The organism is Devosia sp. T2-14, assembly GCF_055397495.1.
In genome coordinates this window covers 3,428,680-3,452,000 of record NZ_AP027921.1, presented here as the reverse complement: position 1 = coordinate 3,452,000, position 23,321 = coordinate 3,428,680, and the positions used below count along the sequence as shown (strand labels likewise).

Below are 23,321 nucleotides of genomic sequence, written 5' to 3'. Positions count from 1 at the left end.
AAGTCAGGGAGACAGGAGTGCCTTAGCGCAGATTCTTCCGCTGAGGCCATGGCTCAGGCGGCGACTCGCCAACTCCGACAGTGAGAATCGAGGTCTATTCGGCGGCGATAGAGTGCTTGGCCGTGTGGCGGGCCTTGAGTCGGTTCAGCTGGTGGGCGGCGTGGCCGAGCAGGGCGGTCCGCACTTCACTGGCATAGGCCGAGCCGACATCGGCTTTCACTTTGAGGTCGAGCGGGTATCGGGAGACATTACCCATGAAGCGCTCTTCGATGAGCACACGCACCACGCCCGTTACGCGACCGCGAATTGTCTTGTGAGGCCCGTAATAACGGACTTCGCAGCCCTTGATCTCAAAGCTCGCATCGCCGAAATACATCTAACAGCCTCCCGCTGCCGCTTTTTCGTCGCATTTCGATCAAACGGCATTGCCGTGGGGAGAGCAAGATGGATTCGACTAAATCTTTACAGATCGTTAACAAATGCCGGTGCGGCGCGAGTCGCTTCACGGTGCATCAAACTGGGGTCAGCCTGTTGCATTTGGCTGAGAGTTTCTCTAGATAGCCTCATTCCAGCCGTGCGGGACTCCTGCGCGGCCTTTGGTTTTGCACCAAAACCCAAAGAGTAGATTCGCTTATGGCCCGTACGAACCCGATTCAGTTCCTGCAACAAGTCCGGCAGGAAACCGCCAAGGTCACTTGGCCGGGACGCAACGAAGTCCTGATCTCGACGATCATGGTCCTCGTGCTGGTAGTTCTGGCGAGCCTGTTCTTCCTGCTGGCGGACCAGGTTATCTCCTGGATCGTCGGTCTGTTGCTTTCGATCCGCTAAGGCGGGCTACGAACACCAAATTCTAGGAGCGGCGACGCTTTATGGCCAAGCGCTGGTACATCGTTCAGGCTTACAGCAATTTCGAGCGCAAGGTGGCGGATGATATCCGTCTCAAGGTTGCGCAGAAGAAGCTTGAGCATCTGTTTGAGGACGTGATCGTTCCGACCGAGAAGGTCGTCGAGGTCCGTCGCGGCCGCAAGGTTGATGCTGAGCGCAAGTTCTTCCCGGGCTATGTTCTGGTGAAGATGGACATGACCGACGAGGCGTTTCATCTGATCAAGAATACCCCCAAGGTCACCGGGTTCCTCGGTTCGGACAATCGGCCTATGCCGATCTCCGAGAAGGAAGCTCAGTCGATCCTGCAGCAGGTGCAGGAAGGCGTCGAGCATCCCAAGCCGTCGGTCTCGTTCGAAGTGGGCGAAAACGTCCGCGTGTCGGATGGTCCCTTCGCCAGCTTCAACGGCGTGGTGGAGGAAGTCGACGAAGAGCGCGCCCGCCTCAAGGTGGAAGTGTCGATCTTCGGTCGTCCTACCCCGGTGGAACTCGAATACGGTCAGGTCGAAAAGGTCTGATCGGCAAAGTTTCCGGTCTAACCGGAAATCTGCCAGAAATCTGGCAGAAAACCGCAAGCATGCTGGAAGAAATCTGGCAGCTTTCTTGCGGAAATCTGTGGAAGAGGGCGGCTGCTGCCAAGCGGCCGGACACAGCCTCGGACCACAGCGTCAAACGGTCCGCATGACAGCGGGCGAACATAGATAGGACGATTATGGCAAAGAAAATCGTTGGCTACGTAAAGCTGCAGGTGCCGGCTGGCTCCGCAACGCCGTCCCCGCCGATCGGGCCGGCTCTCGGTCAGCGCGGCCTGAACATCATGGAATTCTGCAAGGCATTCAACGCTGCCACGCAGGAACTGGAAAAGGGTTCGCCCATTCCGGTCGTGATCACCGCCTATGCCGACAAGAGCTTCACCTTCGAGATGAAGTCTCCGCCGGTCACCTACTTCATCAAGAAGGCCGTCAACCTGAAGTCGGGCAGCAAGCTGCCGGGCAAGGAATCGGCTGGCACCATCACGATGGCTCAGCTGCGTGATATCGCCGCCAAGAAGATGAAGGATCTCAACGCCGACAATATCGACGCTGCTGTGTCGATGATCGCCGGCTCTGCCCGTTCCATGGGCATTCAGGTCGAGGGCTGATTGAATGGCACACGCTGGTAAGAAGATCACCAAGGCCCGTGAGGGCATCGATCGCAACAAGCTGTACAAGCTTGAAGAGGCCGTGAAGATGGTCAAGGCTCGCGCCTCGGCCAAGTTCGACGAGACCCTCGAAATCGCGATCAACCTCGGCGTCGATCCCCGCCACGCAGACCAGATGGTCCGCGGCGTGGTGAACCTGCCCAACGGCACCGGCAAGACCGTGCGCGTTGCAGTGTTCGCCAAGGATGCCAAGGCAGACGAAGCCCGCAAGGCTGGTGCTGACATCGTTGGCGCAGAAGACCTGATGGAGCAGATCCTGGGCGGCAAGATCGATTTCGATCGTTGCATTGCTACCCCGGACATGATGCCGCTGGTCGGTCGCCTGGGTAAGATCCTGGGCCCGCGCAACCTGATGCCGAACCCCAAGGTTGGCACGGTTACTCCCGACGTCGCCGGCGCCGTCAAGGCTGCCAAGGGTGGCGCTGTTGAGTACCGCGTCGAAAAGGCCGGTATCCTGCACGCTGGCGTTGGCAAGGTCTCTTTCTCGGAAGAAGCCCTGCTGCAGAACATCAAGGCATTCACCGATGCCGTTCTGAAGTCCAAGCCGTCGGGCGCCAAGGGCACCTACGTCAAGAAGGTCGCCGTTTCCTCGACCATGGGCCCTGGCGTCCACGTCGAGCCGTCTTCGGCCCTCTAAGAAATTCCGGGTGGCTTCGGCCACCCGGATAGCTTCCCGCAAGGGGAGTTAAGTCCTGTCCGAGACTGCCGGTGCCAGCCGATTTGGGTTGGCTTAATGTCGCAAGACGCCAGCATAGATAGGGTGAAGACCAAAGTTTTCCTGCCCGATAGGGCAGGGTGATCGCGGTTCGAACCAGGCCAGTTGCCCTTTGGGCAGCACGGTTGACAGGCATGTAACCGTTGCTCCTCTCCTCCTTCGGGAGATCGGAGGGCAGCAATTGGCAATGGCCCGGCTGACTTTCGCCGGGCTCAATGTGGAGACTAGCAGTGGAAAGAGCGGAAAAGCGTGAGCTTGTCGCATCGCTTCAGTCAGCCCTGTCGGGCGCTGGATCGATCGTACTTGCGCAGAATACCGGTCTGACCGTGGCTCACCTGGAGTCGCTTCGCCGTGAGGTGAAGGGTGCCGGTGGGTTCGTCAAGATCGCTAAAAACCGTCTTGCCAAGCTTGCTCTTAAAGAAACCGACAATGCGGACATGTCGGCCCTGCTTACTGGGCCGATCGTCATCGCTTATGCGGCCGACCCCATGACTGCGCCGAAGATTGCGGCAAAGTTTGCTGAAAAGAACGCGAAGTACGTCGTTCTTGGTGGCGCAATGGGCAAGACCGCACTTGACGCTGATAACGTCAAGGCGCTGGCGACCATGCCTTCGCTCAACGAACTGCGCGCAACGCTCGCCGGGATGCTCAAGCAGCCCGCAACGCGTATCGCTTCGGTCATCGTTGCGCCGGCTGGTGGCATCGCTCGCGTGTTGGCCGCTCATGCGGAAAAGAGCAACGAAGCAGCGTAACCCCATAGGTCCCCTCGGGGATCAATTCTGGTTTGAACTGAACACCTAAAAAGAGAGATTTATCAAATGGCTGATCTCGCCAAGATCGTAGACGACCTGTCTGCCCTGACCGTTCTGGAAGCTTCCGAGCTGTCGAAGATGCTCGAAGAAAAGTGGGGCGTTTCCGCCGCTGCTCCGGTTGCTGTTGCTGCCGCTGCTGGCGCTCCGGCCGCTGCCGCTGAAGAAAAGACCGAATTTGACGTGATCCTCGCCTCGTTCGGCGACAACAAGATCAACGTCATCAAGGAAGTCCGCGCCATCACCGGTCTGGGCCTGGGCGAAGCCAAGGCACTCGTCGAAGCCGCTCCGAAGGCAATCAAGGAAGGCGTCTCGAAGGCTGAAGCCGAAGACGTCAAGAAGAAGCTGGAAGAAGCTGGCGCCAAGGTCGAACTCAAGTAGTTCAACTTTTGCCTTGAAATTGGCGGAATGGCGCATTATGTGCCATTCCGCTTCTCTCGTTTAATCGAGACGATTCGCCGGACCGATTGGATGGGATCCTGGCGGCAATTTGCGGAATATATGACGATTTTGATGTCTGAGGCACGCTGACGTCTACGGAACCTCATGGTTTTTGACCATGGGGGTTTAGGCGTTTCTGGCCCATCTTCCCTTGGCTCGGGGAGATTTCAGACATCACTGAGCCTGACTGAATGCCCACACCAAGGGCACATATCCCGAAATCCGACGGCTGATTGTCGGGTTTTTGGAGATGTGCCTCCGAGACAATCGCTAGACAAAGGAGCCCTTATGGCTACCACGTTCAACGGCCGCCGCAAGGTTCGCAAGTCCTTCGGATCCATTCGCGAAGTCACGGAGATGCCCAACCTGATCGAGGTCCAGAAGGCCTCCTATGATCAGTTCCTCCTCGTTGACGAGCCCAAGGGTGGCCGTCCCGATGAAGGGCTTCAATCCGTTTTCCGTTCGGTTTTCCCGATCACGGACTTCTCAAACACGGCATCTCTCGAGTTCGTGAAGTACGAATTCGAACAGCCCAAGTACGACATCGACGAGTGCCGTGCGCGCGACATCACGTTCGCTGCCCCGCTCAAGGTGACGCTGCGGCTGATCGTGTTTGAAGTGGACGAAGAAACCGGCGCCAAGTCCGTCAAGGACATCAAGGAGCAGGACGTCTACATGGGCGACATGCCCTTCATGACGTCGAACGGTACCTTCATCGTCAACGGCACCGAGCGCGTTATAGTTTCGCAGATGCACCGCTCGCCGGGCGTGTTCTTCGATCACGACAAGGGCAAGACCCACTCGTCTGGCAAGCTGCTGTTCGCCGGCCGTATCATTCCGTATCGTGGCTCGTGGCTCGACATCGAGTTCGACGCCAAGGACGTGGTGTTCGCCCGTATCGACCGTCGCCGCAAGATTCCGGTGACTTCGCTGCTCAAGGCTCTCGGTATGGACACCGAAGAGATCCTGGCGACCTACTACAACACGATCTCCTACGAAAAGACCGCGACCGGCTGGCAGAAGCCCTATGACGCGGAGAAGATGAAGAATGCCAAGCCTTCGCAGGACCTGATCGACGCCAAGACCGGCGACGTCGTCCACGAAGGCGGCAAGAAGCTGTCCGCTCGCCAGGCCAAGAAGCTGGCCGAGAACGGCCTGACGCACCTGCTGGCGACCGATGAAGACCTTCTGGGCATGTATGTCGCGGAAGACCTCATCAACATGCAGACTGGTGAAGTCTACATGGAAGCCGGCGACGAGCTGGACGAGAAGTCGCTGGCCCGCATGGTCGAGCTGGGCTTTGACGAGTTGCCGATCCTGGACATCGATCACGTTTCCATCGGCGGCTACATCCGCAACACGCTCGCCGTGGACAAGAACGAGTCGCGTGAAGACGCGCTGTTCGACATCTATCGCGTGATGCGTCCTGGCGAACCGCCGACCGTCGACACTGCCGAAGCCATGTTCCAGTCGCTGTTCTTCGACAGCGAGCGCTATGACCTGTCCGCCGTTGGCCGCGTCAAGATGAACATGCGTCTCGAGCTCGACGCTCCCGACACCATGCGCACCCTGCGCAAGGAAGACATCGTCGAAGTCGTCCGCACGCTGGTCGACCTGCGCGATGGCCGTGGCGAAATCGACGACATCGACAACCTCGGCAACCGTCGCGTTCGCTCGGTTGGCGAACTCATGGAAAACTCCTATCGCCTTGGCCTGCTCCGCATGGAACGCGCCATCAAGGAGCGCATGAGCTCGGTCGAAATCGACACCGTGATGCCGCAGGACCTGATCAACGCAAAGCCGGCTGCTGCCGCTGTGCGTGAATTCTTCGGTTCGTCGCAGCTGTCCCAGTTCATGGACCAGACCAACCCGCTGTCCGAAATCACCCACAAGCGTCGCCTGTCGGCGCTTGGGCCTGGTGGTCTGACCCGTGAGCGCGCTGGCTTCGAAGTCCGCGACGTTCACCCGACCCACTACGGCCGTATCTGCCCGATTGAGACCCCTGAAGGTCCGAATATCGGTCTGATCAACTCGCTCTCGACCTTTGCCCGCGTCAATAAGTACGGCTTCATCGAGACCCCGTACCGCAAGATCGTTGACGGCAAGCTGACCGACGAAGTGGTCTATCTCTCCGCCATGGAAGAGGCCAAGCACTACGTCGCACAGGCCAACGTTCAGTTCACCAAGGACGGCGAACTGCAGGACGACCTGGTCGTGGCCCGTCACGCTGGTGACAACGGCCTGACGCCGAAGGAAAACGTCGACCTGATGGACGTTTCCCCCAAGCAGATGGTGTCGGTTGCTGCCTCGCTGATCCCGTTCCTCGAAAACGACGACGCCAACCGTGCTCTGATGGGCTCGAACATGCAGCGTCAGGCTGTGCCGCTGCTGCGCGCCCATGCGCCGTTCGTCGGTACCGGCATGGAAGCTGTCGTGGCTCGTGACTCGGGCGCTGCCATCGTGGCAAAGCGCAAGGGCATCGTTGACCAGGTGGACGCGACCCGTATCGTTATTCGCGCAACGGAAGAAACCGATGCGTCGAAGTCGGGCGTCGACATCTACAACCTGATGAAGTTCCAGCGTTCGAACCAGTCGACCTGCATCAACCAGCGCCCGCTGGTGGTGGTTGGTGACCATGTGAACGCCGGCGACATCATCGCTGACGGCCCGTCGACCGAACTCGGTGATCTGGCCCTGGGCCGCAACGTGCTCGTCGCGTTCATGCCCTGGAACGGCTACAACTTCGAAGACTCCATCCTGCTCAGCGAAAAGATCGCCATGCAGGACGTTTTCACCTCGATCCACATCGAGGAATATGAAGTGATGGCCCGCGACACCAAGCTTGGGCCTGAGGAAATCACCCGCGACATTCCGAACGTTTCGGAAGAAGCGCTGAAGAACCTCGACGAAGCCGGTATCGTCCACATCGGTGCCGAAGTGGCGCCGGGCGACATCCTTGTCGGCAAGATCACCCCCAAGGGTGAATCGCCGATGACCCCGGAAGAAAAGCTCCTCCGCGCCATCTTCGGCGAGAAGGCTTCTGACGTTCGTGACACCTCCCTGCGCGTGCCGCCGGGCGATGCTGGTACTGTTGTTGAAGTGCGGGTATTCAACCGCCACGGCATCGACAAGGACGAGCGCGCCATGGCCATCGAGCGCGAGGAAATCGAACGCCTCGCCAAGGACCGTGACGACGAACAGTCGATCCTCGACCGTAACGTCTACGCGCGTCTCAAGGAGATGCTGTTCGGCAAGGCTGCGACTGCAGGCCCCAAGGGGTATGTTGTCGGCACCAAGCTCAACGACCAGATGTTCGAGGCTCAGCCCCGTTCGAAGTGGTGGCAGTTCGCGGTCGAAGACGACAAGGTCATGACCGAGATGGAAGCTCTTCATGCGCAGTATGAAGAGAGCCGCCGCCTGCTCGAGCAGCGCTTCATCGACAAGGTCGACAAGCTCCAGCGCGGTGACGAACTGCCTCCGGGCGTGATGAAGATGGTCAAGGTCTTCATCGCAACCAAGCGCAAGATCCAGCCGGGCGACAAGATGGCCGGCCGTCACGGTAACAAGGGCGTTGTTTCGCGCATCGTTCCTGTCGAAGACATGCCGTACCTGGAAGATGGTACGTCGGTTGATATCGTGCTGAACCCGCTTGGCGTGCCGTCACGCATGAACGTGGGCCAGATCCTCGAAACTCACCTGGGCTGGGCTTGCGCCGGCATGGGCAAGAAGATCGACGACATGGTTCGCGCCTATCAGCGCAATGGCGATCTGAAGCCGCTGCGTCTTGAAGTTCAGGACCTGTTTGCCGGTGATGAATCCATCACCGACCTCGACGACGACGGCCTGGTGCGTCTCGGTGAACACCTCTCCAAGGGTGTTTCGATCGCGACCCCGGTGTTCGACGGCGCCAAGGAAGCCGACATCGTGGAGATGTTGGAGCGGGCAGGGCTCAAGGGCTCGGGTCAGTCGACCGTCTTCGACGGCCGTTCGGGTGAGCAGTTCGACCGTCAGGTGACGGTTGGCTACATCTACATGCTCAAGCTCGACCACCTGGTGGACAACAAGATCCACGCGCGCTCGATTGGTCCTTACTCGCTGGTCACCCAGCAGCCGCTCGGCGGCAAGGCTCAGTTCGGCGGTCAGCGCTTCGGCGAGATGGAAGTGTGGGCTCTCGAAGCCTATGGCGCGGCTTATACGCTCCAGGAAATGCTTACCATCAAGTCGGACGACGTTGCGGGTCGTACCAAGGTCTACGAAGCCATCGTTCGCGGCGACGACACGTTCGAAGCGGGCATCCCCGAGAGCTTCAACGTTCTGGTCAAGGAAATCCGTTCGCTCGGTCTCAATGTCGAACTCGACATGCGCGACCTGGAGAACGACTCCGAAAAGGCCGAAGCGGAGCTCGCGCCTCCTCAGGAAGCGGCGGAATAATCCGGCGCCTCCACCCCCATTCACCTTCCGTTCGGGTCAGCGGTTACGCCGCGGCCTGGGCGGATAGAGGAGAGAATTGATGAACCATCATTCCCACGTCATGGACCCGTTCAACCCGGCCGTCCCGGTGCAGACTTTCGATCAGATGAAGATCTCGATCGCGTCGCCTGAGAAAATCCTGAGCTGGTCCTACGGCGAGATCAAGAAGCCCGAGACCATCAACTACCGTACGTTCAAGCCTGAGCGTGACGGCCTGTTCTGCGCGCGCATCTTTGGCCCCGTAAAGGACTACGAGTGCCTGTGCGGCAAGTACAAGCGCATGAAGTTCAAGGGCGTCATCTGCGAGAAGTGCGGCGTCGAAGTTACCCTGAGCCGCGTTCGCCGCGAGCGCATGGGTCACATCGAGCTGGCTGCTCCGGTTGCCCACATCTGGTTCCTGAAGTCGCTTCCGTCCCGTATCGCGCTGCTGCTCGATATGACGCTGAAGGACATCGAGCGCATCCTTTACTTCGAAAACTACGTCGTTCTCGATCCGGGCCTGACCCCCTTCACCCAGCACGAACTGCTGACTGAAGAGCAGTTCCTCGACGCCCAGGACGAGTATGGTGCCGACAGCTTCACCGCCAAGATTGGCGCCGAAGCGATCCGCGACATCCTGCTTGCCCTCGACCTCGAGAAGATCGCGGCCGACCTGCGCGTTGAAATCGCCGAGTCGACCACGGAGCTGAAGCCGAAGAAGCTGGCCAAGCGCCTGAAGATCGTCGAGCAGTTCATCGTTTCGGGCAACAAGCCCGAATGGATGATCATGACCGTCATTCCGGTCATTCCGCCCGAGCTGCGCCCGCTGGTGCCGCTGGATGGTGGCCGCTTTGCGACGTCTGATCTGAACGACCTCTATCGTCGCGTGATCAACCGCAACAACCGCCTGAAGCGCCTGATCGAACTGCGTGCTCCGGACATCATCATCCGCAACGAAAAGCGCATGCTGCAGGAAGCTGTGGACGCGCTGTTCGACAACGGCCGCCGTGGCCGTACCATCACCGGTGCCAACAAGCGTCCGCTGAAGTCGCTGTCCGATATGCTCAAGGGCAAGCAGGGCCGCTTCCGTCAGAACCTGCTCGGCAAGCGCGTCGACTATTCGGGCCGTTCGGTCATCACCGTGGGTCCGAACCTCAAGCTGCACCAGTGCGGTCTTCCCAAGAAGATGGCGCTCGAGCTGTTCAAGCCGTTCATCTACTCGCGCCTTGAAGCCAAGGGGTTCAGCTCGACTGTGAAGCAGGCCAAGAAGCTGGTCGAGAAGGAAAAGCCCGAGGTTTGGGATATCCTGGACGAAGTGATCCGCGAGCACCCGGTTTTGCTGAACCGCGCTCCGACGCTGCACCGTCTCGGCATCCAGGCTTTCGAGCCCATGCTGATCGAAGGCAAGGCAATCCGTCTGCATCCGCTCGTCTGCTCGGCTTTCAACGCCGACTTCGACGGTGACCAGATGGCCGTGCACGTCCCGCTGTCGCTCGAAGCGCAGCTGGAAGCACGCGTGCTGATGATGTCGACCAACAACATTCTGCACCCTGCAAACGGCCAGCCGATCATCGTGCCGTCGCAGGACATCGTTCTGGGTCTCTACTACCTGTCGCTGATGAATGACGGCGAGCCGGGTGAAGGCATGGCGTTCAGCTCGATCGCCGAGCTCGAACACGCGCTCGACAACAAGATCGTCACGCTGCACACCAAGATCAAAGGCCGCGTCGTCAGCTTCGACGAAAATGGCAAGGAAACCACGGAGATCGTGGATACCACGCCTGGCCGCATGCTGATTGGTCAGATCCTGCCCAAGAGCCCGGCTGTGCCGTACTCGACGGCAAACCAGCTGATGACCAAGAAGATGATCTCCAAGATGATCGACACCGTGTATCGCGGTTGCGGCCAGAAGGAGACGGTCATTTTCTGTGACCGCGTCATGCAGCTTGGTTTCAAGAACGCGTGCGACGCCGGCATTTCGTTCGGCAAGGACGACATGGTTATCCCTGCGTCCAAGTACACGATCGTGGAAGCAGCCCGTAAGCAGGTCGAAGAGTTCGAACAGCAGTACAATGACGGCCTGATCACTCAGGGCGAAAAGTACAACAAGGTGGTCGACGCCTGGGCCAAGTGCGGTGACAAGGTCGCCGAAGAGATGATGGACGCGATCCGCAAGGTGCAGATCGACGAGGAGACCGGTCGTCAGAAGCCGATCAACTCCGTCTACATGATGAGCCACTCGGGCGCCCGCGGTTCGCCGGCCCAGATGAAGCAGCTTGCCGGTATGCGCGGCCTGATGGCTCGTCCGGACGGTTCGATCATCGAGACCCCGATCACGGCTAACTTCAAGGAAGGCCTCAACGTTCTCGAGTACTTCAACTCCACCCACGGTGCCCGTAAGGGTCTGGCGGATACGGCGTTGAAGACCGCTAACTCGGGTTACCTCACTCGCCGTCTCGTGGACGTGGCGCAGGACGCGATCATCGTGTCGACCGACTGCGGCACCGAGCGTGGCCTAACTATGGAACCGATCGTTGATGCCGGCCAGATCGTGGCCTCCATCGGCCAGCGCGTTCTGGGCCGCACGGCTGCCGACGACATCTTCCATCCGCTGACCGGCGACATGATTGCCGCCAAGGGTACGCTGCTGGAAGAAAAGCACGTCGACATCATCGAAGAGGCACGGATCCAGTCGATCCGTATCCGTTCGCCGCTGACCTGCGACATGCGTCAGGGCACCTGCGCGGCCTGCTATGGTCGTGACCTTGCTCGCGGTACCCCCGTGAACATGGGTGAAGCTGTCGGCGTTATCGCCGCTCAGTCGATCGGTGAACCCGGTACCCAGCTCACCATGCGCACGTTCCACATCGGTGGCACGGCACAGGTGGTCGACAGCTCGTTCCTCGAGTCCGGCGCTGAAGGCAAGATCACCATCCGCAACCCGAACGTCGTTCAGGTTGAGGGCGGCAAGCTCGTCGTCATGGCCCGTAACGTGTCGCTCGCCATCCTGGATAGCGAAGGCAAGGAACGCGCCACCCACAAGGTGACCTACGGCTCCAAGCTGCTCGTCAAGGAAGGCGATCAGGTTCGTCGTGGCCAGCGCCTGGCTGAATGGGACCCCTACACTCGTCCGGTGCTGGCCGAAGTCGAGGGCGAGGTCGTGTTCGAAGATCTGGTCGACGGTGCTTCCGTTGCAGAAAACACCGACGAAGCAACCGGCTTCACCAAGCGCGTGGTTATCGACTGGCGCACCAACCAGCGTGGCGAGGGCCTCAAGCCCGCAATGGCCATTGCTCGTGGCGGTGTGATCCAGAAGGTGGACCGTGGTGGCGACGCTCGTTACCTGCTCTCGGTCGACGCGGTTATCGCCGTCGAGCCGGGTGAGAAGGTTTCGCCGGGTGACGTGCTTGCACGTATCCCGCTGGAAAGCGCCAAGACCAAGGACATCACCGGCGGTCTGCCGCGCGTTGCCGAACTGTTCGAAGCTCGTCGTCCGAAGGACCACGCCATCATCGCAGAGATCGATGGCACCATCCGCTTCGGCCGCGACTACAAGAACAAGCGTCGCGTGATCATCGAGCCGCATGAAGAGGGTGCAGATCCGGTCGAGTACCTGATCCCGAAGGGCAAGCCCTTCCACCTGCAGGAAGGTGACGCTATCGAAAAGGGTGAATACATCCTCGACGGTAACCCGGCGCCGCATGACATTCTGGCAATCAAGGGCGTGGAAGAGCTTGCTCGTTACCTCGTCAATGAAATCCAGGAGGTCTATCGCCTGCAGGGCGTGCTGATCAACGACAAGCACATCGAGGTGATCGTTCGCCAGATGCTGCAGAAGGTCGAGATCGTGGATCCAGGTGATACCGGCCTGCTCAAGGACGAGCAGCTCGACAAGCTGGACTTCGACGAGCTCAACGACGCCCTGATCGCTGAAGGCCGCAAGCCCGCAACGGCTAACCCGGTGCTGCTCGGCATCACCAAGGCGTCGCTGCAGACCCGTTCGTTCGTGTCGGCCGCTTCGTTCCAGGAAACCACCCGCGTCCTCACGGAAGCTGCGGTTTCCGGCAAGGCCGACCTGCTCGAAGGCCTCAAGGAAAACGTCATCGTCGGCCGCCTTATCCCGGCCGGTACCGGTGCCGGTATCTCCTCGGCCAAGATGATCGCGTCCAAGCGCGACGATCTCATCCTTGATGAGCGCCGTCGTCAGGCTTCGACCGTGCAGATCGCGGCTCCTGCAGCCGAGTAATCGATCTCAGTATTGAGAATGGGGAAGGGGCCTTCGGGCCCCTTTTCTTTTGGCGGTGTCTTCAGTCATTGTGCTGTCGAGGAGAGCCGCGATGAAATTTGCGTCGACCATTCTGCAGACGGGCAACAATACCGGCATCGAAGTGCCGGCCGAGATTGTCGAGGGATTGGGTGGTGGCAAGAAGCCGGCCGTCAATGTGACGATCGGCAGTTTCAGTTACCGATCTTCCATTGCCGTGATGGGCGGCAAGTACCTCATTCCGCTGAGTGCTGAACGCCGGCAGGTGTCCGGTCTTAAAGGCGGGCAGGGGGTCGAGGTCGAACTCACGCTCGACGCGACACCGCGTGAAGTCGAAGTTCCGGCCGATCTTGAAAGTGCTCTGGCAGATGAGCCTGGCGCGCGGGCGTTCTTCGAGACGCTCTCTTATAGCAACAAGCTCAAACACGTATTGTCGATCACCGGCGCCAAGACGGCGGAGACTCGGCAGCGCCGGATTGAGAAGGCGCTGGAGGTCCTAAGGGCAGGGAAGAAGTAACCACGATTCTCCCAAACCCTTGAGAATCAGGGGTTTTCGGGATGCAGGGCTGGTTTGCGAAAAGTCATGCCCCGTGAAAAGCTGCTGGAGCGCTGAGCTCGGCGCCTTAACTTCTCCTTGCTTAGCTGTAGGATCCAAACATAATTTGTTAATGTTTGGAATATGTTAGCCAGTTGGGTGAATGTGAAGCCTCTGTTGGGTGCCAGGACAGCCCGGTTTCCAAGTCATTCCTGCAGGTGCTTGGCAAGATCACACCTAGGTCCGACGCGGCTTTTTCACGAAAGAATCCTTGACGCACAGGGCCATCGGTTCTAAACAGCGCCTACCTAAGCGGTCGGTCGTGAATGTCACACCGGGTACCTGCCATCTTGTGCGGGCATCCAGGACACTCAAACACACTGTCGGGTAACTAGAAGAAGCAAATCCTTGTGCGCATGACTGCCCTTAAAAGTGGGTGGTCCGCTGCAATTAGGGCGCCGCCGTACCTGAAAGGGTTCGGATGAGCGCCATTTTGGTTTGCTCTCGCTAGACCGCAATGAATTTTGGACGATGGAAAGAGCGAAATGCCCACCATTAATCAGCTGATCCGCAAGCCACGCGCCAGCAAGCCAAAGCGGAACAAGGTTCCGGCAATGGAAGCGAACCCGCAGAAGCGCGGCGTTTGTTCACGTGTTTATACGACGACCCCGAAGAAGCCGAACTCGGCTCTGCGTAAGGTTGCGAAGGTTCGCCTGACCAACCAGCGCGAAGTGATTTCGTACATCCCGGGCGAAGGCCACAACCTGCAGGAACACTCCGTGGTTCTGATCCGTGGCGGCCGCGTGCGCGACCTGCCGGGCGTTCGCTACCACGTCCTCCGCGGTGTTCTCGACACGCAGAGCGTGAAGGACCGCAAGCAGCGCCGGTCCAAGTACGGCGCGAAGCGTCCGAAGTAAGGAGTTAGAGATATGTCCCGTCGCCACCGCGCAGAAAAGCGTGACGTTATTCCGGACGCAAAGTTCGGCGATCTCGTCCTTACCAAGTTCATGAATTCCCTGATGAGGGACGGCAAGAAGTCGGCTGCCGAAAGCATCGTTTACGGTGCCTTCGAAATCGTCGAAGCCAAGGTCAAGCAGGACCCCATCACCGTGTTCCACACTGCCCTGGACAATATCCGTCCGGCGGTTGAAGTGCGTTCGCGTCGCGTTGGCGGTGCTACGTACCAGGTTCCGGTCGAAGTCCGTGCTGACCGTCAGCAGGCCCTCGCCATCCGTTGGCTGATTGAAAGCGCCCGTAAGCGCGGCGAGAACACCATGCGTGAGCGCCTCTCGGGCGAACTCATGGATGCTCTCAATGGCCGTGGTCAGGCCGTCAAGAAGCGCGAAGACACGCACCGTATGGCCGATGCCAACCGTGCATTCTCGCACTACCGCTGGTAGTAGGAGCTTAGTATGACCCGTCAGCACCCGATCGATCACTACCGTAACTTCGGCATCATGGCTCACATTGATGCTGGCAAGACGACCACGACCGAACGCATCCTGTACTACACCGGCAAGAACCACAAAATGGGCGAGACGCACGATGGTGCCTCGACCATGGACTGGATGGAGCAGGAGCAGGAACGCGGCATCACGATCAGCTCCGCAGCGACCACGACCTTCTGGAAGGGCCGCGACGGCACGCAGTTCCGCTTCAACATCATCGACACCCCCGGCCACGTGGACTTCACCATTGAAGTTGAACGCTCGCTGCGCGTGCTCGACGGTGCTGTTGCTCTGCTCGACGCCAACGCCGGTGTTGAGCCCCAGACGGAAACCGTCTGGCGCCAGGCTGACAAGTACCATGTTCCCCGTCTTATCTTCGTCAACAAGATGGACAAGGTCGGTGCTGACTTCTATCGCTGCTTGGACATGATTGGCTCCCGCCTGGGCGCCAAGGCCGTTGCCGTGCAGCTGCCGATCGGTGCTGAGACCGAGTTCAAGGGCGTCGTCGATCTGATCGAAATGAACGCCCTGATCTGGCACAACGAAGAACTGGGCGCTGCCTGGGACGTCGTTGAGATCCCGGACGACCTCAAGGCCAAGGCCGCTGAGTACCGCGAGAAGATGATCGAAGCCGCCGTCGAGCTCGACGACGATGCGATGGAAGCGTACCTGAACGGCGACCTGCCGAACAACGACACCATCCGCCGTCTGCTGCGCCGTGGCGTCATCGACACCAAGTTCTTCCTCGTCTACGCAGGCTCCGCGTTCAAGAACAAGGGCGTCCAGCCCATGCTCGACGGCGTTGTTGAGTTCCTGCCGTCGCCGGCTGATATTCCTGCTATCCAGGGTATCGATGCGCGCACCGAGCAGCCGATCGAGCGTCATGCTGACGACAACGAGCCGCTCTCGATGCTGGCATTCAAGGTTGCCAACGACCCGCACATGGGCTCGCTGACCTTCGCCCGCATCTACTCGGGCAAGCTCGAGCAGGGCACGATGGTTGAGAACACCGTCAAGGAAAAGCGCGAGCGTATCGGTCGCCTGTTCCAGATGCACTCGAACAGCCGCGAGCAGATCACGGAAGCCTATGCTGGCGACATCGTCGCTATCGTTGGCCTCAAGGACACCACCACGGGTGACACGCTTTGCGCGACCAACTCGCAGGTTATCCTTGAGCGTATGGTCTTCCCAGAGCCGGTTATCGACATCTCGGTTGAACCCAAGTCCAAGGCCGACCAGGAAAAGATGGGCCTCGCCCTGAACCGCCTGGCTGCTGAAGACCCGTCCTTCCGCGTCAAGACCGACGAAGAATCCGGCCAGACCATCATCTCGGGCATGGGCGAACTTCACCTCGACATCCTCGTCGACCGCATGCGTCGCGAGTTCAAGGTCGAAGCAAACATCGGTCAGCCTCAGGTGGCTTACCGTGAGACGATCACCAAGAAGGCCGATGTGGACTATACCCACAAGAAGCAGTCGGGTGGTTCGGGTCAGTTTGCTCGCGTCAAGCTCACCGTTGAGCCGGGCGAAGTTGGCAAGGGCCTCGAGTTCGTCAACGCGGTCGTCGGCGGTTCGGTGCCGAAGGAATACATTCCTGGCGTCGAAAAGGGCGTGAAGTCGGTTATGCCGGCTGGCCCGCTGATCGGGTTCCCGATCGTCGACGTTAAGGTGACGTTGACCGAAGGCGCGTATCACGACGTTGACTCCTCGGTCCTCGCGTTCGAAATCGCCGGTCGTGCTGGCTTCAATGAAGCTCTGCGCAAGGCGGCTCCGAAGATCCTCGAGCCGATCATGAAGGTTGAAGTTGTCACGCCAGAAGACTACATGGGCGATGTCATCGGCGACCTGAATTCCCGGCGCGGTCAGATCCACGGCACTGAGAGCCGTGGCGTCCTCCAGGTCGTGAATGCCTACGTCCCGCTCGCGAACATGTTCGGGTACGTGAACTCCCTGCGCTCGATGAGCCAGGGGCGTGCACAGTACACGATGTCGTTCGACCACTACGAGCAGGTCCCGCAGGCAGTCGCCGACGAAGTCCAGGCCAAGTACGCCTAAGTCAAAACGCATAAGCAAGTTGGCCTTTGGCCTAACGAATACGGAGAAAAACGATGGGCAAGGAAAAGTTTTCCCGCAGCAAGCCTCACTGCAACATCGGTACCATTGGTCACGTTGACCACGGTAAGACCTCGCTGACCGCAGCGATCACCAAGGTGCTGGCCGAGACCGGTGGCGCAGCGTTCCGCGATTACTCGCAGATCGACAACGCGCCTGAAGAAAAGGCACGCGGCATCACCATCAACACCTCGCACGTCGAGTACGAGACGGCTAACCGTCACTACGCACACGTCGACTGCCCGGGCCACGCTGACTATGTGAAGAACATGATCACCGGCGCTGCCCAGATGGACGGCGCGATCCTAGTCGTGTCCGCTGCTGACGGCCCGATGCCCCAGACCCGTGAGCACATCCTGCTCGCTCGTCAGGTTGGCGTTCCGGCGCTGGTCGTGTTCCTGAACAAGTGCGACATGGTCGACGATCCGGAACTGCTCGAACTCGTTGAGCTCGAAGTCCGTGAACTGCTGTCCTCGTACGAGTTCCCCGGCGACGACATCCCGGTGATCCGTGGTTCGGCTCTTGCTGCTCTGGAAGATTCCAACAAGGAACTCGGCCACGACGCAGTGCTGAAGCTGATGGCTGCCGTTGACGAATTCATCCCGCAGCCAGAACGTCCGGTTGACCTGCCGTTCCTGCTGCCGATCGAAGACGTGTTCTCGATCTCGGGTCGTGGTACCGTGGTGACCGGTCGCGTTGAGCGCGGCATCATCAAGGTTGGCGAAGAAGTCGAAATCGTCGGCATCAAGGCAACCCAGAAGACCACCGTTACCGGCGTCGAAATGTTCCGCAAGCTGCTCGACTCGGGCCAGGCTGGCGACAACGTTGGTGCCCTGATCCGTGGTATCGACCGCACTCAGGTTGAGCGCGGCCAGGTTCTCTGCAAGCCCGGTTCTGTGACCCCGCACACCGACTTCACCGCTGAAGTCTATATCCTGACCAAGGAAGAAGGCGGCCGCCACACTCCGTTCTTCGGCAACTACCGTCCCCAGTTCTACTTCCGTACCACGGACGTGACGGGCATCGTGACGCTGCCGGAAGGCACCGAGATGGTGATGCCGGGCGACAACCTGAACATCAACGTTCAGCTGATCGTTCCGATCGCCATGGAAGAGAAGCTCCGCTTCGCTATCCGTGAAGGTGGCCGTACCGTTGGTTCGGGCGTCGTCGCCACGATCCTGAAGTAAGCCTTTAGTGATATTCGCGGCGCGCGGATAAACGCGCGCCGCGAACCATTTTCGTCAGGATTTACAAGATGAACGGTCAGAATATTCGCATCCGCCTTAAGGCGTTTGACCATCGCGTTCTTGACGCTTCCACGCGTGAGATCGTTTCGACGGCCAAGCGTACGGGCGCTCAGGTTCGCGGCCCAATTCCGCTTCCCACGCGAATCGACAAATTTACCGTGAACCGGTCGCCGCATATTGATAAGAAGGCGCGCGAGCAGTTCGAGATTCGGACCCACAAGCGTCTTCTGGACATCGTGGACCCGACTCCCCAGACGGTTGACGCACTGATGAAGCTCGATCTCGCCGCCGGCGTCGACGTCGAAATCAAGCTCTAAAAAAACAAGTTTCCGCGCGTACCGCAAAAAGGGTCCTCTGAAACCATGACCCGGTACAGCGCCAAATGAAAAGGTAATAACCGATGCGTTCTGGATTGATCGCACAGAAGCTGGGCATGACCCGCATTTTCACCGAGGACGGCTCGCACGTTCCGGTGACCGTGCTGGAGCTGCAGAACTGCCAGGTGGTGGGCCAGCGGACCGCTGAAAAGGACGGCTACGTCGCACTGCAGCTTGGCGCAGGCCAGGCCAAGGTGAAGAACACGACCAAGGCTGAGCGCGGCCAGTTCGCCGTCGCCAAGGTCGAGCCGAAGCGCCACGTCGCGGAATTCCGCGTCGATGAAGCCAACCTCATCGAGGTCGGCGCGCAGCTTCAGGCTGACCACTTCGTCGAAGGCCAGCTGGTTGACGTGACCGGCACCTCGATCGGTAAGGGCTTCGCCGGCGGTATGAAGCGCTGGAATTTCGGTGGTCTGCGTGCATCGCACGGCGTGTCGGTTTCGCATCGCTCGATCGGTTCGACCGGTCAGCGCCAGGATCCAGGCAAGACCTTCAAGGGCAAGAAGATGCCGGGCCACATGGGTGATCGTCGTATCACCACGCAGAACGTCAAGGTCGTCAAGACCGACGTGGAGCGTGGCCTGATCATGATCCAGGGTTCGGTTCCGGGTGCCAAGGGCGCGTGGATCATGATCAAGGACGCGGTGAAGAAGCCGGCCCCGCAGGGCGCTGCTTTCCCGGGCTCGTTCAAGGCCGCCGCAGATGTCGCGGGGGAAGGTAACTAAATGGAACTCAAGGTCACAACCCTCGACGGCAAGGCCGCTGGTAGCATCCAGCTCGCTGACGACGTCTTCGGTCTGGAAGTCCGCCAGGACATCCTGCACCGCATGGTTCGCTACCAGCAGCTCAAGGCTATGGCTGGCACGCACGACGTCAAGAATCGTTCGGAAGGCGTCCGCACCGGCAAGAAGTTCGTCAAGCAGAAGGGCGGCGGCGGTGCTCGTCACGGCGATCGCAAGGCTCCGCAGTTCCGTGGCGGCGGCCGTGCGTTCGGTCCGACCCCGCGCAGCCATGCTATCGACCTTCCCAAGAAGGTCCGCGCCCTGGCGCTGAAGCATGCCCTGTCGGCCAAGGCCAAGGCTGGTTCGCTGATCGTTGTCGACAGCGTTTCCCAGAAGGAAGCCAAGACCGCAGCTCTGCGTACCACCTTCGGCAAGCTCGAGTGGGCTAACGCTCTGATCATCGACGGCGCTGTTGTCGACCAGAACTTCGCTCTGGCCGCCCGCAACATTCCGCACATCGACGTGCTGCCGGTGCAGGGGATCAACGTTGTTTCGATCCTGAAGCGCGACAAGCTCGTCCTGACCAAGGCAGCGCTTGAAGCGCTGGAAGCGAGGTTCGCATGAACAAGCTCAGCGCTTACGACATCGTTCGTAACCCCGTCGTGACTGAAAAGTCGACGATGGCTTCGGAGCACAACCAGGTCGTTTTCGACGTGGCTATCGATGCCAGCAAGACCGAGATCAAGGCCGCCGTTGAGCAGCTGTTCTCCGTCAAGGTGAAGGCAGTGAACACCCTCGTCCGCAAGGGCAAGGTGAAGCGCTTCCGCGGCAAGATTGGTGTCCGCAATGACGTCAAGAAGGCAGTTGTTACCCTCGTCGACGGCCAGTCGATCGATATTTCGACCGGCCTCTAAGGGATAGAGACAGAAAAATGGCTCTTAAAACATACAATCCCACCTCCGAAGGCCGTCGTCAGCTCGTGACGACCGATCGTTCGGAACTCTGGAAGGGCAAGCCGGTCAAGATGCTGACCGAAGGCCTCTCCAAGTCTGGTGGTCGTAACAATCGCGGTCGTATCACCGTGTTCCATCGCGGCGGCGGTCACAAGCGGACCTACCGTCTGGTCGACTTCAAGCGCGTCAAGTTTGACGTGGTTGGTACCATCGAGCGCCTGGAATACGATCCCAACCGTACGGCTTGGATCGCCCTGGTGAAGTACGAAGACGGCGAGCTCGCCTATATCGTGGCTCCCCAGCGTCTGGCTGCCGGCGACAAGATCATCTCCTCGATGAACACTGTCGACGTGAAGCCCGGCAATGCGATGCCGCTGGAGCGTATGCCGGTCGGTACGATCGTGCACAACATCGAGCTGAAGCCCCGCAAGGGCGGCCAGGTCGCCCGTTCGGCTGGTGCTTATGCCCAGTACGTCGGTCGTGACCAGGGCTGGGCGATCCTTCGCCTGAACTCGGGTGAGCAGCGTCGCGTGCATGGCTCGTGCCTTGCAACCGTCGGCGCCGTGTCGAACCAGGATCACTCCAACACTTCGCTCGGCAAGGCCGGTCGTAGCCGTTGGCTGGGTCGCAAGCCCGTCAACCGCGGCGTGACCATGAACCCGATCGATCACCCGCATGGTGGTGGTGAAGGCCGTACCTCTGGTGGTCGTCACCCGGTTACCCCCTGGGGTAAGCCGACCAAGGGCAAGAAGACCCGCAGCAATAAGGCAACGGACCAGTTTATCGTTCGCAGCCGTCACGTGAAGAAGGGCAGGTAAGCCATGACCCGTTCAATCTGGAAGGGGCCGTTTGTCGACGGCTACATGCTCAAGAAGGCCGAGAAGGCCCTCGCGTCCGGCCGCAACGACGTGGTCAAGATCTGGAGCCGCCGTTCGACCATCCTGCCGCAGTTCGTGGGTATCACCTTCGGCGTGCACAATGGCCAGAAGCACGTTCCGGTCAGCGTCACCGAAGACATGATCGGTCACAAGTTCGGCGAATTCGCACCGACCCGTACGTACTACGGTCATGCGGCCGACAAGAAGGCCAAGAGGAAGTAAGATGGGCAAGCCAAAAACCCAGCGCGCACTTGCGGACAACGAGGCTAAGGCCGTCCTCCGCATGCTGCGCATCAGCCCTCAGAAGCTCAACCTTCTGGCCCAGCTGATCCGTGGCAAGAAGGTCGAGAAGGCTCTGGCCGAACTCGAATTCAGCCACAAGCGTATCTCTGGCCAGGTGAAGAAGGTGCTCGAGAGCGCCATCGCCAACGCCGAAAACAACCACGGCCTCGACACCGACGCTCTCGTCGTTGCTGAAGCATTTGTTGGTAATTCGCTGGTAATGAAGCGTTTCACCGCTCGTGGCCGTGGACGTTCGTCGCGGATCGAGAAGCCATTCGCGCATCTGACGATCATCGTCCGGCAAGTTGAGGAGGCCGCATAATGGGCCAGAAGATCAATCCAATCGGGTTCCGCCTCGGCATTAACCGGACGTGGGATAGCCGTTGGTACGCCAACAAGGGTGAGTACGGTTCGCTGCTTCAGGAAGACCTGAAGATCCGCACCATGCTGCTCGAAGACCTCAAGGCCGCTGCGGTTTCGAAGATCGTTATCGAGCGTCCGCACCGCAAGTGCCGCGTGTCGATCCACACTGCTCGTCCGGGCATCGTGATCGGCAAGAAGGGCGCAGACATCGATAAGATCCGCGCCAAGGTGAAGAAGTTCACCGACAGCGAAGTGCACATCAACATCGTTGAAGTGCGCAAGCCGGAAACCGATGCGACTCTGGTTGCCCAGGGCATTGCCCAGCAGCTGGAACGCCGTGTGGCATTCCGTCGCGCCATGAAGCGCGCCGTGCAGACCGCGATCCGTATGGGCGCTGGTGGCATCCGCGTGAACGTTGGCGGTCGCCTCGGTGGTGCCGACATCGCTCGTACCGAATGGTACCGCGAAGGTCGCGTTCCGCTGCACACGCTCCGTGCTGACATCGACTACGGTACTGCTGAAGCCGAAACCACTTACGGCATCATCGGTATCAAGGTCTGGGTGTTCAAGGGCGAAGTGCTTGAGCATGATCCCACCGCGCATGAGCGCCGCGCTACCGAAGGTAACGATGGCGGCCAGCGTAGTGAGCGTGAACCGCGCCGTGAGCGCGGCGACCGCGAACGCGCATAAGAAGGTTAGTTCATTATGCTGCAACCTAAGAAGACCAAGTTCCGCAAGGCTCACAAGGGCCGCATCCATGGCGCTGCCAAGGGCGGTACCGACCTGGCTTTCGGCCAGTACGCCTTGAAGGCAACCGAACCCGAGCGCGTTACTGCTCGCCAGATCGAAGCGGCTCGCCGCGCGATCACCCGCGAAATGAAGCGCCAGGGCCGTGTGTGGATCCGCATTTTCCCGGATCTGCCGGTTTCCAAGAAGCCGACCGAAGTTCGTATGGGTAAGGGCAAGGGTTCTGTTGAATTCTGGGCCGCTCGTGTAAAGCCAGGTCGTATTGTTTTCGAGATCGACGGCGTCCCCGAGGACGTCGCCAAGGAAGCTCTGCGTCTCGGCGCAATGAAGCTCCCGATCATGACGCGGGTTGTTACCCGCATTGCCGACTAAGGACGATGAGCATGAAAGCCAGTGATGTGCGGAGCAAGACCGCAGACGAACTGAAGGACCAGCTCGTCGACCTGAAGAAAGAACAGTTCAATCTGCGTTTCCAGCGTGCTACCCAGCAGCTGGAAAAGCCCGCCCAGGTGAAGAAGGTCCGCCGCGACATCGCGCGGATCAAGACGATCCTCGGCGAAAAGAACGCAGCGAAGTAAGGAGCCGCGACCATGCCAAAGCGCGTATTGCAGGGGACTGTTGTCTCCGACGCCAATGATAAGACGGTCGTGGTGCGCGTCGAGCGCCGCTTCACGCATCCGGTGATGAAGAAGACGGTTCGCCGTTCCAAGAAGTACCACGCTCATGACGAGGCCAACGTGGCCAAGATCGGCCAGGTGGTGTGGATCGAGGAATGCGCACCGATTTCGAAGAACAAGCGCTGGACGCTGGTTCAAGAAGCTTCTGCGCCATCCGCGTAAGAGAATTTAGTATTAGGTCGGCGAACCGGATGACGGTCAAGCCGGTTCAACAAGAAG

25 protein-coding genes are annotated in these 23,321 nt (G+C 59.6%); 24 read left to right on the top strand and 1 reads right to left on the bottom strand.

What is annotated here, in order from left to right:
- Window positions 1-94: 94 nt before the first annotated feature.
- Window positions 95-376, bottom strand: coding sequence for a hypothetical protein (locus tag ACZ5WT_RS16990; RefSeq protein WP_464284947.1), 282 nt, complete (start codon window positions 374-376; stop codon window positions 95-97).
- Between the two features lie 257 nt (window positions 377-633).
- On the opposite strand from ACZ5WT_RS16990, the gene secE reads away from it, so the two are divergent.
- The 24 genes from secE to rpsQ all read left to right on the top strand — a co-directional run bounded on the left by secE (window position 634) and on the right by rpsQ (window position 23,264).
- Entirely contained in the window at window positions 634-828 is a 195-nt protein-coding gene (secE, locus tag ACZ5WT_RS16985; RefSeq protein WP_464284946.1) for a preprotein translocase subunit SecE, read from the top strand.
- 41 nt (window positions 829-869) lie between these two features.
- Window positions 870-1,400, top strand: a complete 531-nt coding sequence (gene nusG / locus ACZ5WT_RS16980) for a transcription termination/antitermination protein NusG (protein WP_464284945.1) — start codon at window positions 870-872, stop codon at window positions 1,398-1,400.
- Between the two features lie 194 nt (window positions 1,401-1,594).
- Complete coding sequence (gene rplK / locus ACZ5WT_RS16975) at window positions 1,595-2,023, top strand: 50S ribosomal protein L11 (protein ID WP_464284944.1); 429 nt, start codon at window positions 1,595-1,597, stop codon at window positions 2,021-2,023.
- A gap of 4 nt (window positions 2,024-2,027) precedes the next feature.
- On the top strand, window positions 2,028-2,720 hold the full coding sequence (gene rplA / locus ACZ5WT_RS16970) for a 50S ribosomal protein L1 (RefSeq protein WP_464284943.1): 693 nt from the start codon (window positions 2,028-2,030) through the stop codon (window positions 2,718-2,720).
- A gap of 308 nt (window positions 2,721-3,028) precedes the next feature.
- Window positions 3,029-3,550: a 50S ribosomal protein L10 gene (gene rplJ / locus ACZ5WT_RS16965; protein ID WP_464284942.1), complete on the top strand. Its 522-nt coding sequence runs from the start codon at window positions 3,029-3,031 to the stop codon at window positions 3,548-3,550.
- Between the two features lie 66 nt (window positions 3,551-3,616).
- A complete protein-coding gene (gene rplL, locus ACZ5WT_RS16960) occupies window positions 3,617-3,988 on the top strand; it encodes a 50S ribosomal protein L7/L12 (RefSeq protein ID WP_464284941.1) in 372 nt (123 codons plus the stop codon).
- A 348-nt stretch (window positions 3,989-4,336) separates the two neighbouring features.
- Window positions 4,337-8,479: a DNA-directed RNA polymerase subunit beta gene (rpoB, locus tag ACZ5WT_RS16955; RefSeq protein ID WP_464284940.1), complete on the top strand. Its 4,143-nt coding sequence runs from the start codon at window positions 4,337-4,339 to the stop codon at window positions 8,477-8,479.
- A 79-nt stretch (window positions 8,480-8,558) separates the two neighbouring features.
- Complete coding sequence (gene rpoC / locus ACZ5WT_RS16950; protein WP_464284939.1) at window positions 8,559-12,743, top strand: DNA-directed RNA polymerase subunit beta'; 4,185 nt, start codon at window positions 8,559-8,561, stop codon at window positions 12,741-12,743.
- 91 nt (window positions 12,744-12,834) lie between these two features.
- Window positions 12,835-13,278, top strand: coding sequence for a YdeI/OmpD-associated family protein (locus tag ACZ5WT_RS16945; protein ID WP_464284938.1), 444 nt, complete (start codon window positions 12,835-12,837; stop codon window positions 13,276-13,278).
- Window positions 13,279-13,841: 563 nt separating this feature from the next.
- A complete protein-coding gene (gene rpsL / locus ACZ5WT_RS16940) occupies window positions 13,842-14,213 on the top strand; it encodes a 30S ribosomal protein S12 (protein ID WP_035080811.1) in 372 nt (123 codons plus the stop codon).
- A 12-nt stretch (window positions 14,214-14,225) separates the two neighbouring features.
- Complete coding sequence (rpsG, locus tag ACZ5WT_RS16935) at window positions 14,226-14,696, top strand: 30S ribosomal protein S7 (protein WP_464284937.1); 471 nt, start codon at window positions 14,226-14,228, stop codon at window positions 14,694-14,696.
- 12 nt (window positions 14,697-14,708) lie between these two features.
- Window positions 14,709-16,799: an elongation factor G gene (gene fusA, locus ACZ5WT_RS16930; protein ID WP_464284936.1), complete on the top strand. Its 2,091-nt coding sequence runs from the start codon at window positions 14,709-14,711 to the stop codon at window positions 16,797-16,799.
- A gap of 53 nt (window positions 16,800-16,852) precedes the next feature.
- Window positions 16,853-18,043, top strand: a complete 1,191-nt coding sequence (gene tuf, locus ACZ5WT_RS16925; protein ID WP_464284935.1) for an elongation factor Tu — start codon at window positions 16,853-16,855, stop codon at window positions 18,041-18,043.
- Between the two features lie 68 nt (window positions 18,044-18,111).
- Window positions 18,112-18,420 (top strand): 30S ribosomal protein S10, encoded by a 309-nt coding sequence (rpsJ, locus tag ACZ5WT_RS16920; protein WP_035102617.1) that lies wholly within the window; start codon window positions 18,112-18,114, stop codon window positions 18,418-18,420.
- Window positions 18,421-18,503: 83 nt separating this feature from the next.
- The gene (rplC, locus tag ACZ5WT_RS16915; RefSeq protein WP_464284934.1) at window positions 18,504-19,205 is read left to right on the top strand and encodes a 50S ribosomal protein L3; all 702 of its coding nucleotides are present in this window, start codon (window positions 18,504-18,506) and stop codon (window positions 19,203-19,205) included.
- A complete protein-coding gene (rplD, locus tag ACZ5WT_RS16910; RefSeq protein ID WP_464284933.1) occupies window positions 19,206-19,826 on the top strand; it encodes a 50S ribosomal protein L4 in 621 nt (206 codons plus the stop codon).
- On the top strand, window positions 19,823-20,116 hold the full coding sequence (locus tag ACZ5WT_RS16905) for a 50S ribosomal protein L23 (RefSeq protein WP_464284932.1): 294 nt from the start codon (window positions 19,823-19,825) through the stop codon (window positions 20,114-20,116). The genes rplD and ACZ5WT_RS16905 overlap by 4 nt, the downstream gene beginning before the upstream one ends.
- Before the next feature lie 17 nt (window positions 20,117-20,133).
- Window positions 20,134-20,973, top strand: coding sequence for a 50S ribosomal protein L2 (rplB, locus tag ACZ5WT_RS16900; protein ID WP_464284931.1), 840 nt, complete (start codon window positions 20,134-20,136; stop codon window positions 20,971-20,973).
- 3 nt (window positions 20,974-20,976) lie between these two features.
- Complete coding sequence (gene rpsS, locus ACZ5WT_RS16895; RefSeq protein WP_240229335.1) at window positions 20,977-21,255, top strand: 30S ribosomal protein S19; 279 nt, start codon at window positions 20,977-20,979, stop codon at window positions 21,253-21,255.
- Window position 21,256: 1 nt separating this feature from the next.
- Window positions 21,257-21,637, top strand: a complete 381-nt coding sequence (rplV, locus tag ACZ5WT_RS16890) for a 50S ribosomal protein L22 (protein ID WP_464284930.1) — start codon at window positions 21,257-21,259, stop codon at window positions 21,635-21,637.
- Window positions 21,637-22,368, top strand: coding sequence for a 30S ribosomal protein S3 (rpsC, locus tag ACZ5WT_RS16885; protein ID WP_464284929.1), 732 nt, complete (start codon window positions 21,637-21,639; stop codon window positions 22,366-22,368). The genes rplV and rpsC overlap by 1 nt, the downstream gene beginning before the upstream one ends.
- Before the next feature lie 15 nt (window positions 22,369-22,383).
- Complete coding sequence (gene rplP, locus ACZ5WT_RS16880) at window positions 22,384-22,797, top strand: 50S ribosomal protein L16 (RefSeq protein WP_464284928.1); 414 nt, start codon at window positions 22,384-22,386, stop codon at window positions 22,795-22,797.
- An 11-nt stretch (window positions 22,798-22,808) separates the two neighbouring features.
- Window positions 22,809-23,003: a 50S ribosomal protein L29 gene (rpmC, locus tag ACZ5WT_RS16875; RefSeq protein WP_201653369.1), complete on the top strand. Its 195-nt coding sequence runs from the start codon at window positions 22,809-22,811 to the stop codon at window positions 23,001-23,003.
- Window positions 23,004-23,015: 12 nt separating this feature from the next.
- Window positions 23,016-23,264 (top strand): 30S ribosomal protein S17, encoded by a 249-nt coding sequence (gene rpsQ / locus ACZ5WT_RS16870; RefSeq protein ID WP_464284927.1) that lies wholly within the window; start codon window positions 23,016-23,018, stop codon window positions 23,262-23,264.
- The last annotated feature ends 57 nt before the right edge of the window (window positions 23,265-23,321 follow it).

Excerpts from the sequence above, each read along its gene's own strand:
- ACZ5WT_RS16990 (WP_464284947.1), bottom strand. The coding sequence starts at position 376 with ATGTATTTCGGCGATGCGAGCTTTGAGATCAAGGGCTGCGAAGTCCGT.
- secE (WP_464284946.1), top strand. The coding sequence starts at position 634 with ATGGCCCGTACGAACCCGATTCAGTTCCTGCAACAAGTCCGGCAGGAA.
- nusG (WP_464284945.1), top strand. The coding sequence starts at position 870 with ATGGCCAAGCGCTGGTACATCGTTCAGGCTTACAGCAATTTCGAGCGC.
- rplK (WP_464284944.1), top strand. The coding sequence starts at position 1,595 with ATGGCAAAGAAAATCGTTGGCTACGTAAAGCTGCAGGTGCCGGCTGGC.
- rplA (WP_464284943.1), top strand. The coding sequence starts at position 2,028 with ATGGCACACGCTGGTAAGAAGATCACCAAGGCCCGTGAGGGCATCGAT.
- rplL (WP_464284941.1), top strand. The coding sequence starts at position 3,617 with ATGGCTGATCTCGCCAAGATCGTAGACGACCTGTCTGCCCTGACCGTT.
- rpoB (WP_464284940.1), top strand. The coding sequence starts at position 4,337 with ATGGCTACCACGTTCAACGGCCGCCGCAAGGTTCGCAAGTCCTTCGGA.
- rpoC (WP_464284939.1), top strand. The coding sequence starts at position 8,559 with ATGAACCATCATTCCCACGTCATGGACCCGTTCAACCCGGCCGTCCCG.
- ACZ5WT_RS16945 (WP_464284938.1), top strand. The coding sequence starts at position 12,835 with ATGAAATTTGCGTCGACCATTCTGCAGACGGGCAACAATACCGGCATC.
- rpsL (WP_035080811.1), top strand. The coding sequence starts at position 13,842 with ATGCCCACCATTAATCAGCTGATCCGCAAGCCACGCGCCAGCAAGCCA.
- rpsG (WP_464284937.1), top strand. The coding sequence starts at position 14,226 with ATGTCCCGTCGCCACCGCGCAGAAAAGCGTGACGTTATTCCGGACGCA.
- fusA (WP_464284936.1), top strand. The coding sequence starts at position 14,709 with ATGACCCGTCAGCACCCGATCGATCACTACCGTAACTTCGGCATCATG.
- tuf (WP_464284935.1), top strand. The coding sequence starts at position 16,853 with ATGGGCAAGGAAAAGTTTTCCCGCAGCAAGCCTCACTGCAACATCGGT.
- rpsJ (WP_035102617.1), top strand. The coding sequence starts at position 18,112 with ATGAACGGTCAGAATATTCGCATCCGCCTTAAGGCGTTTGACCATCGC.
- rplC (WP_464284934.1), top strand. The coding sequence starts at position 18,504 with ATGCGTTCTGGATTGATCGCACAGAAGCTGGGCATGACCCGCATTTTC.
- rplD (WP_464284933.1), top strand. The coding sequence starts at position 19,206 with ATGGAACTCAAGGTCACAACCCTCGACGGCAAGGCCGCTGGTAGCATC.
- ACZ5WT_RS16905 (WP_464284932.1), top strand. The coding sequence starts at position 19,823 with ATGAACAAGCTCAGCGCTTACGACATCGTTCGTAACCCCGTCGTGACT.
- rplB (WP_464284931.1), top strand. The coding sequence starts at position 20,134 with ATGGCTCTTAAAACATACAATCCCACCTCCGAAGGCCGTCGTCAGCTC.
- rpsS (WP_240229335.1), top strand. The coding sequence starts at position 20,977 with ATGACCCGTTCAATCTGGAAGGGGCCGTTTGTCGACGGCTACATGCTC.
- rplV (WP_464284930.1), top strand. The coding sequence starts at position 21,257 with ATGGGCAAGCCAAAAACCCAGCGCGCACTTGCGGACAACGAGGCTAAG.
- rpsC (WP_464284929.1), top strand. The coding sequence starts at position 21,637 with ATGGGCCAGAAGATCAATCCAATCGGGTTCCGCCTCGGCATTAACCGG.
- rplP (WP_464284928.1), top strand. The coding sequence starts at position 22,384 with ATGCTGCAACCTAAGAAGACCAAGTTCCGCAAGGCTCACAAGGGCCGC.
- rpmC (WP_201653369.1), top strand. The coding sequence starts at position 22,809 with ATGAAAGCCAGTGATGTGCGGAGCAAGACCGCAGACGAACTGAAGGAC.
- rpsQ (WP_464284927.1), top strand. The coding sequence starts at position 23,016 with ATGCCAAAGCGCGTATTGCAGGGGACTGTTGTCTCCGACGCCAATGAT.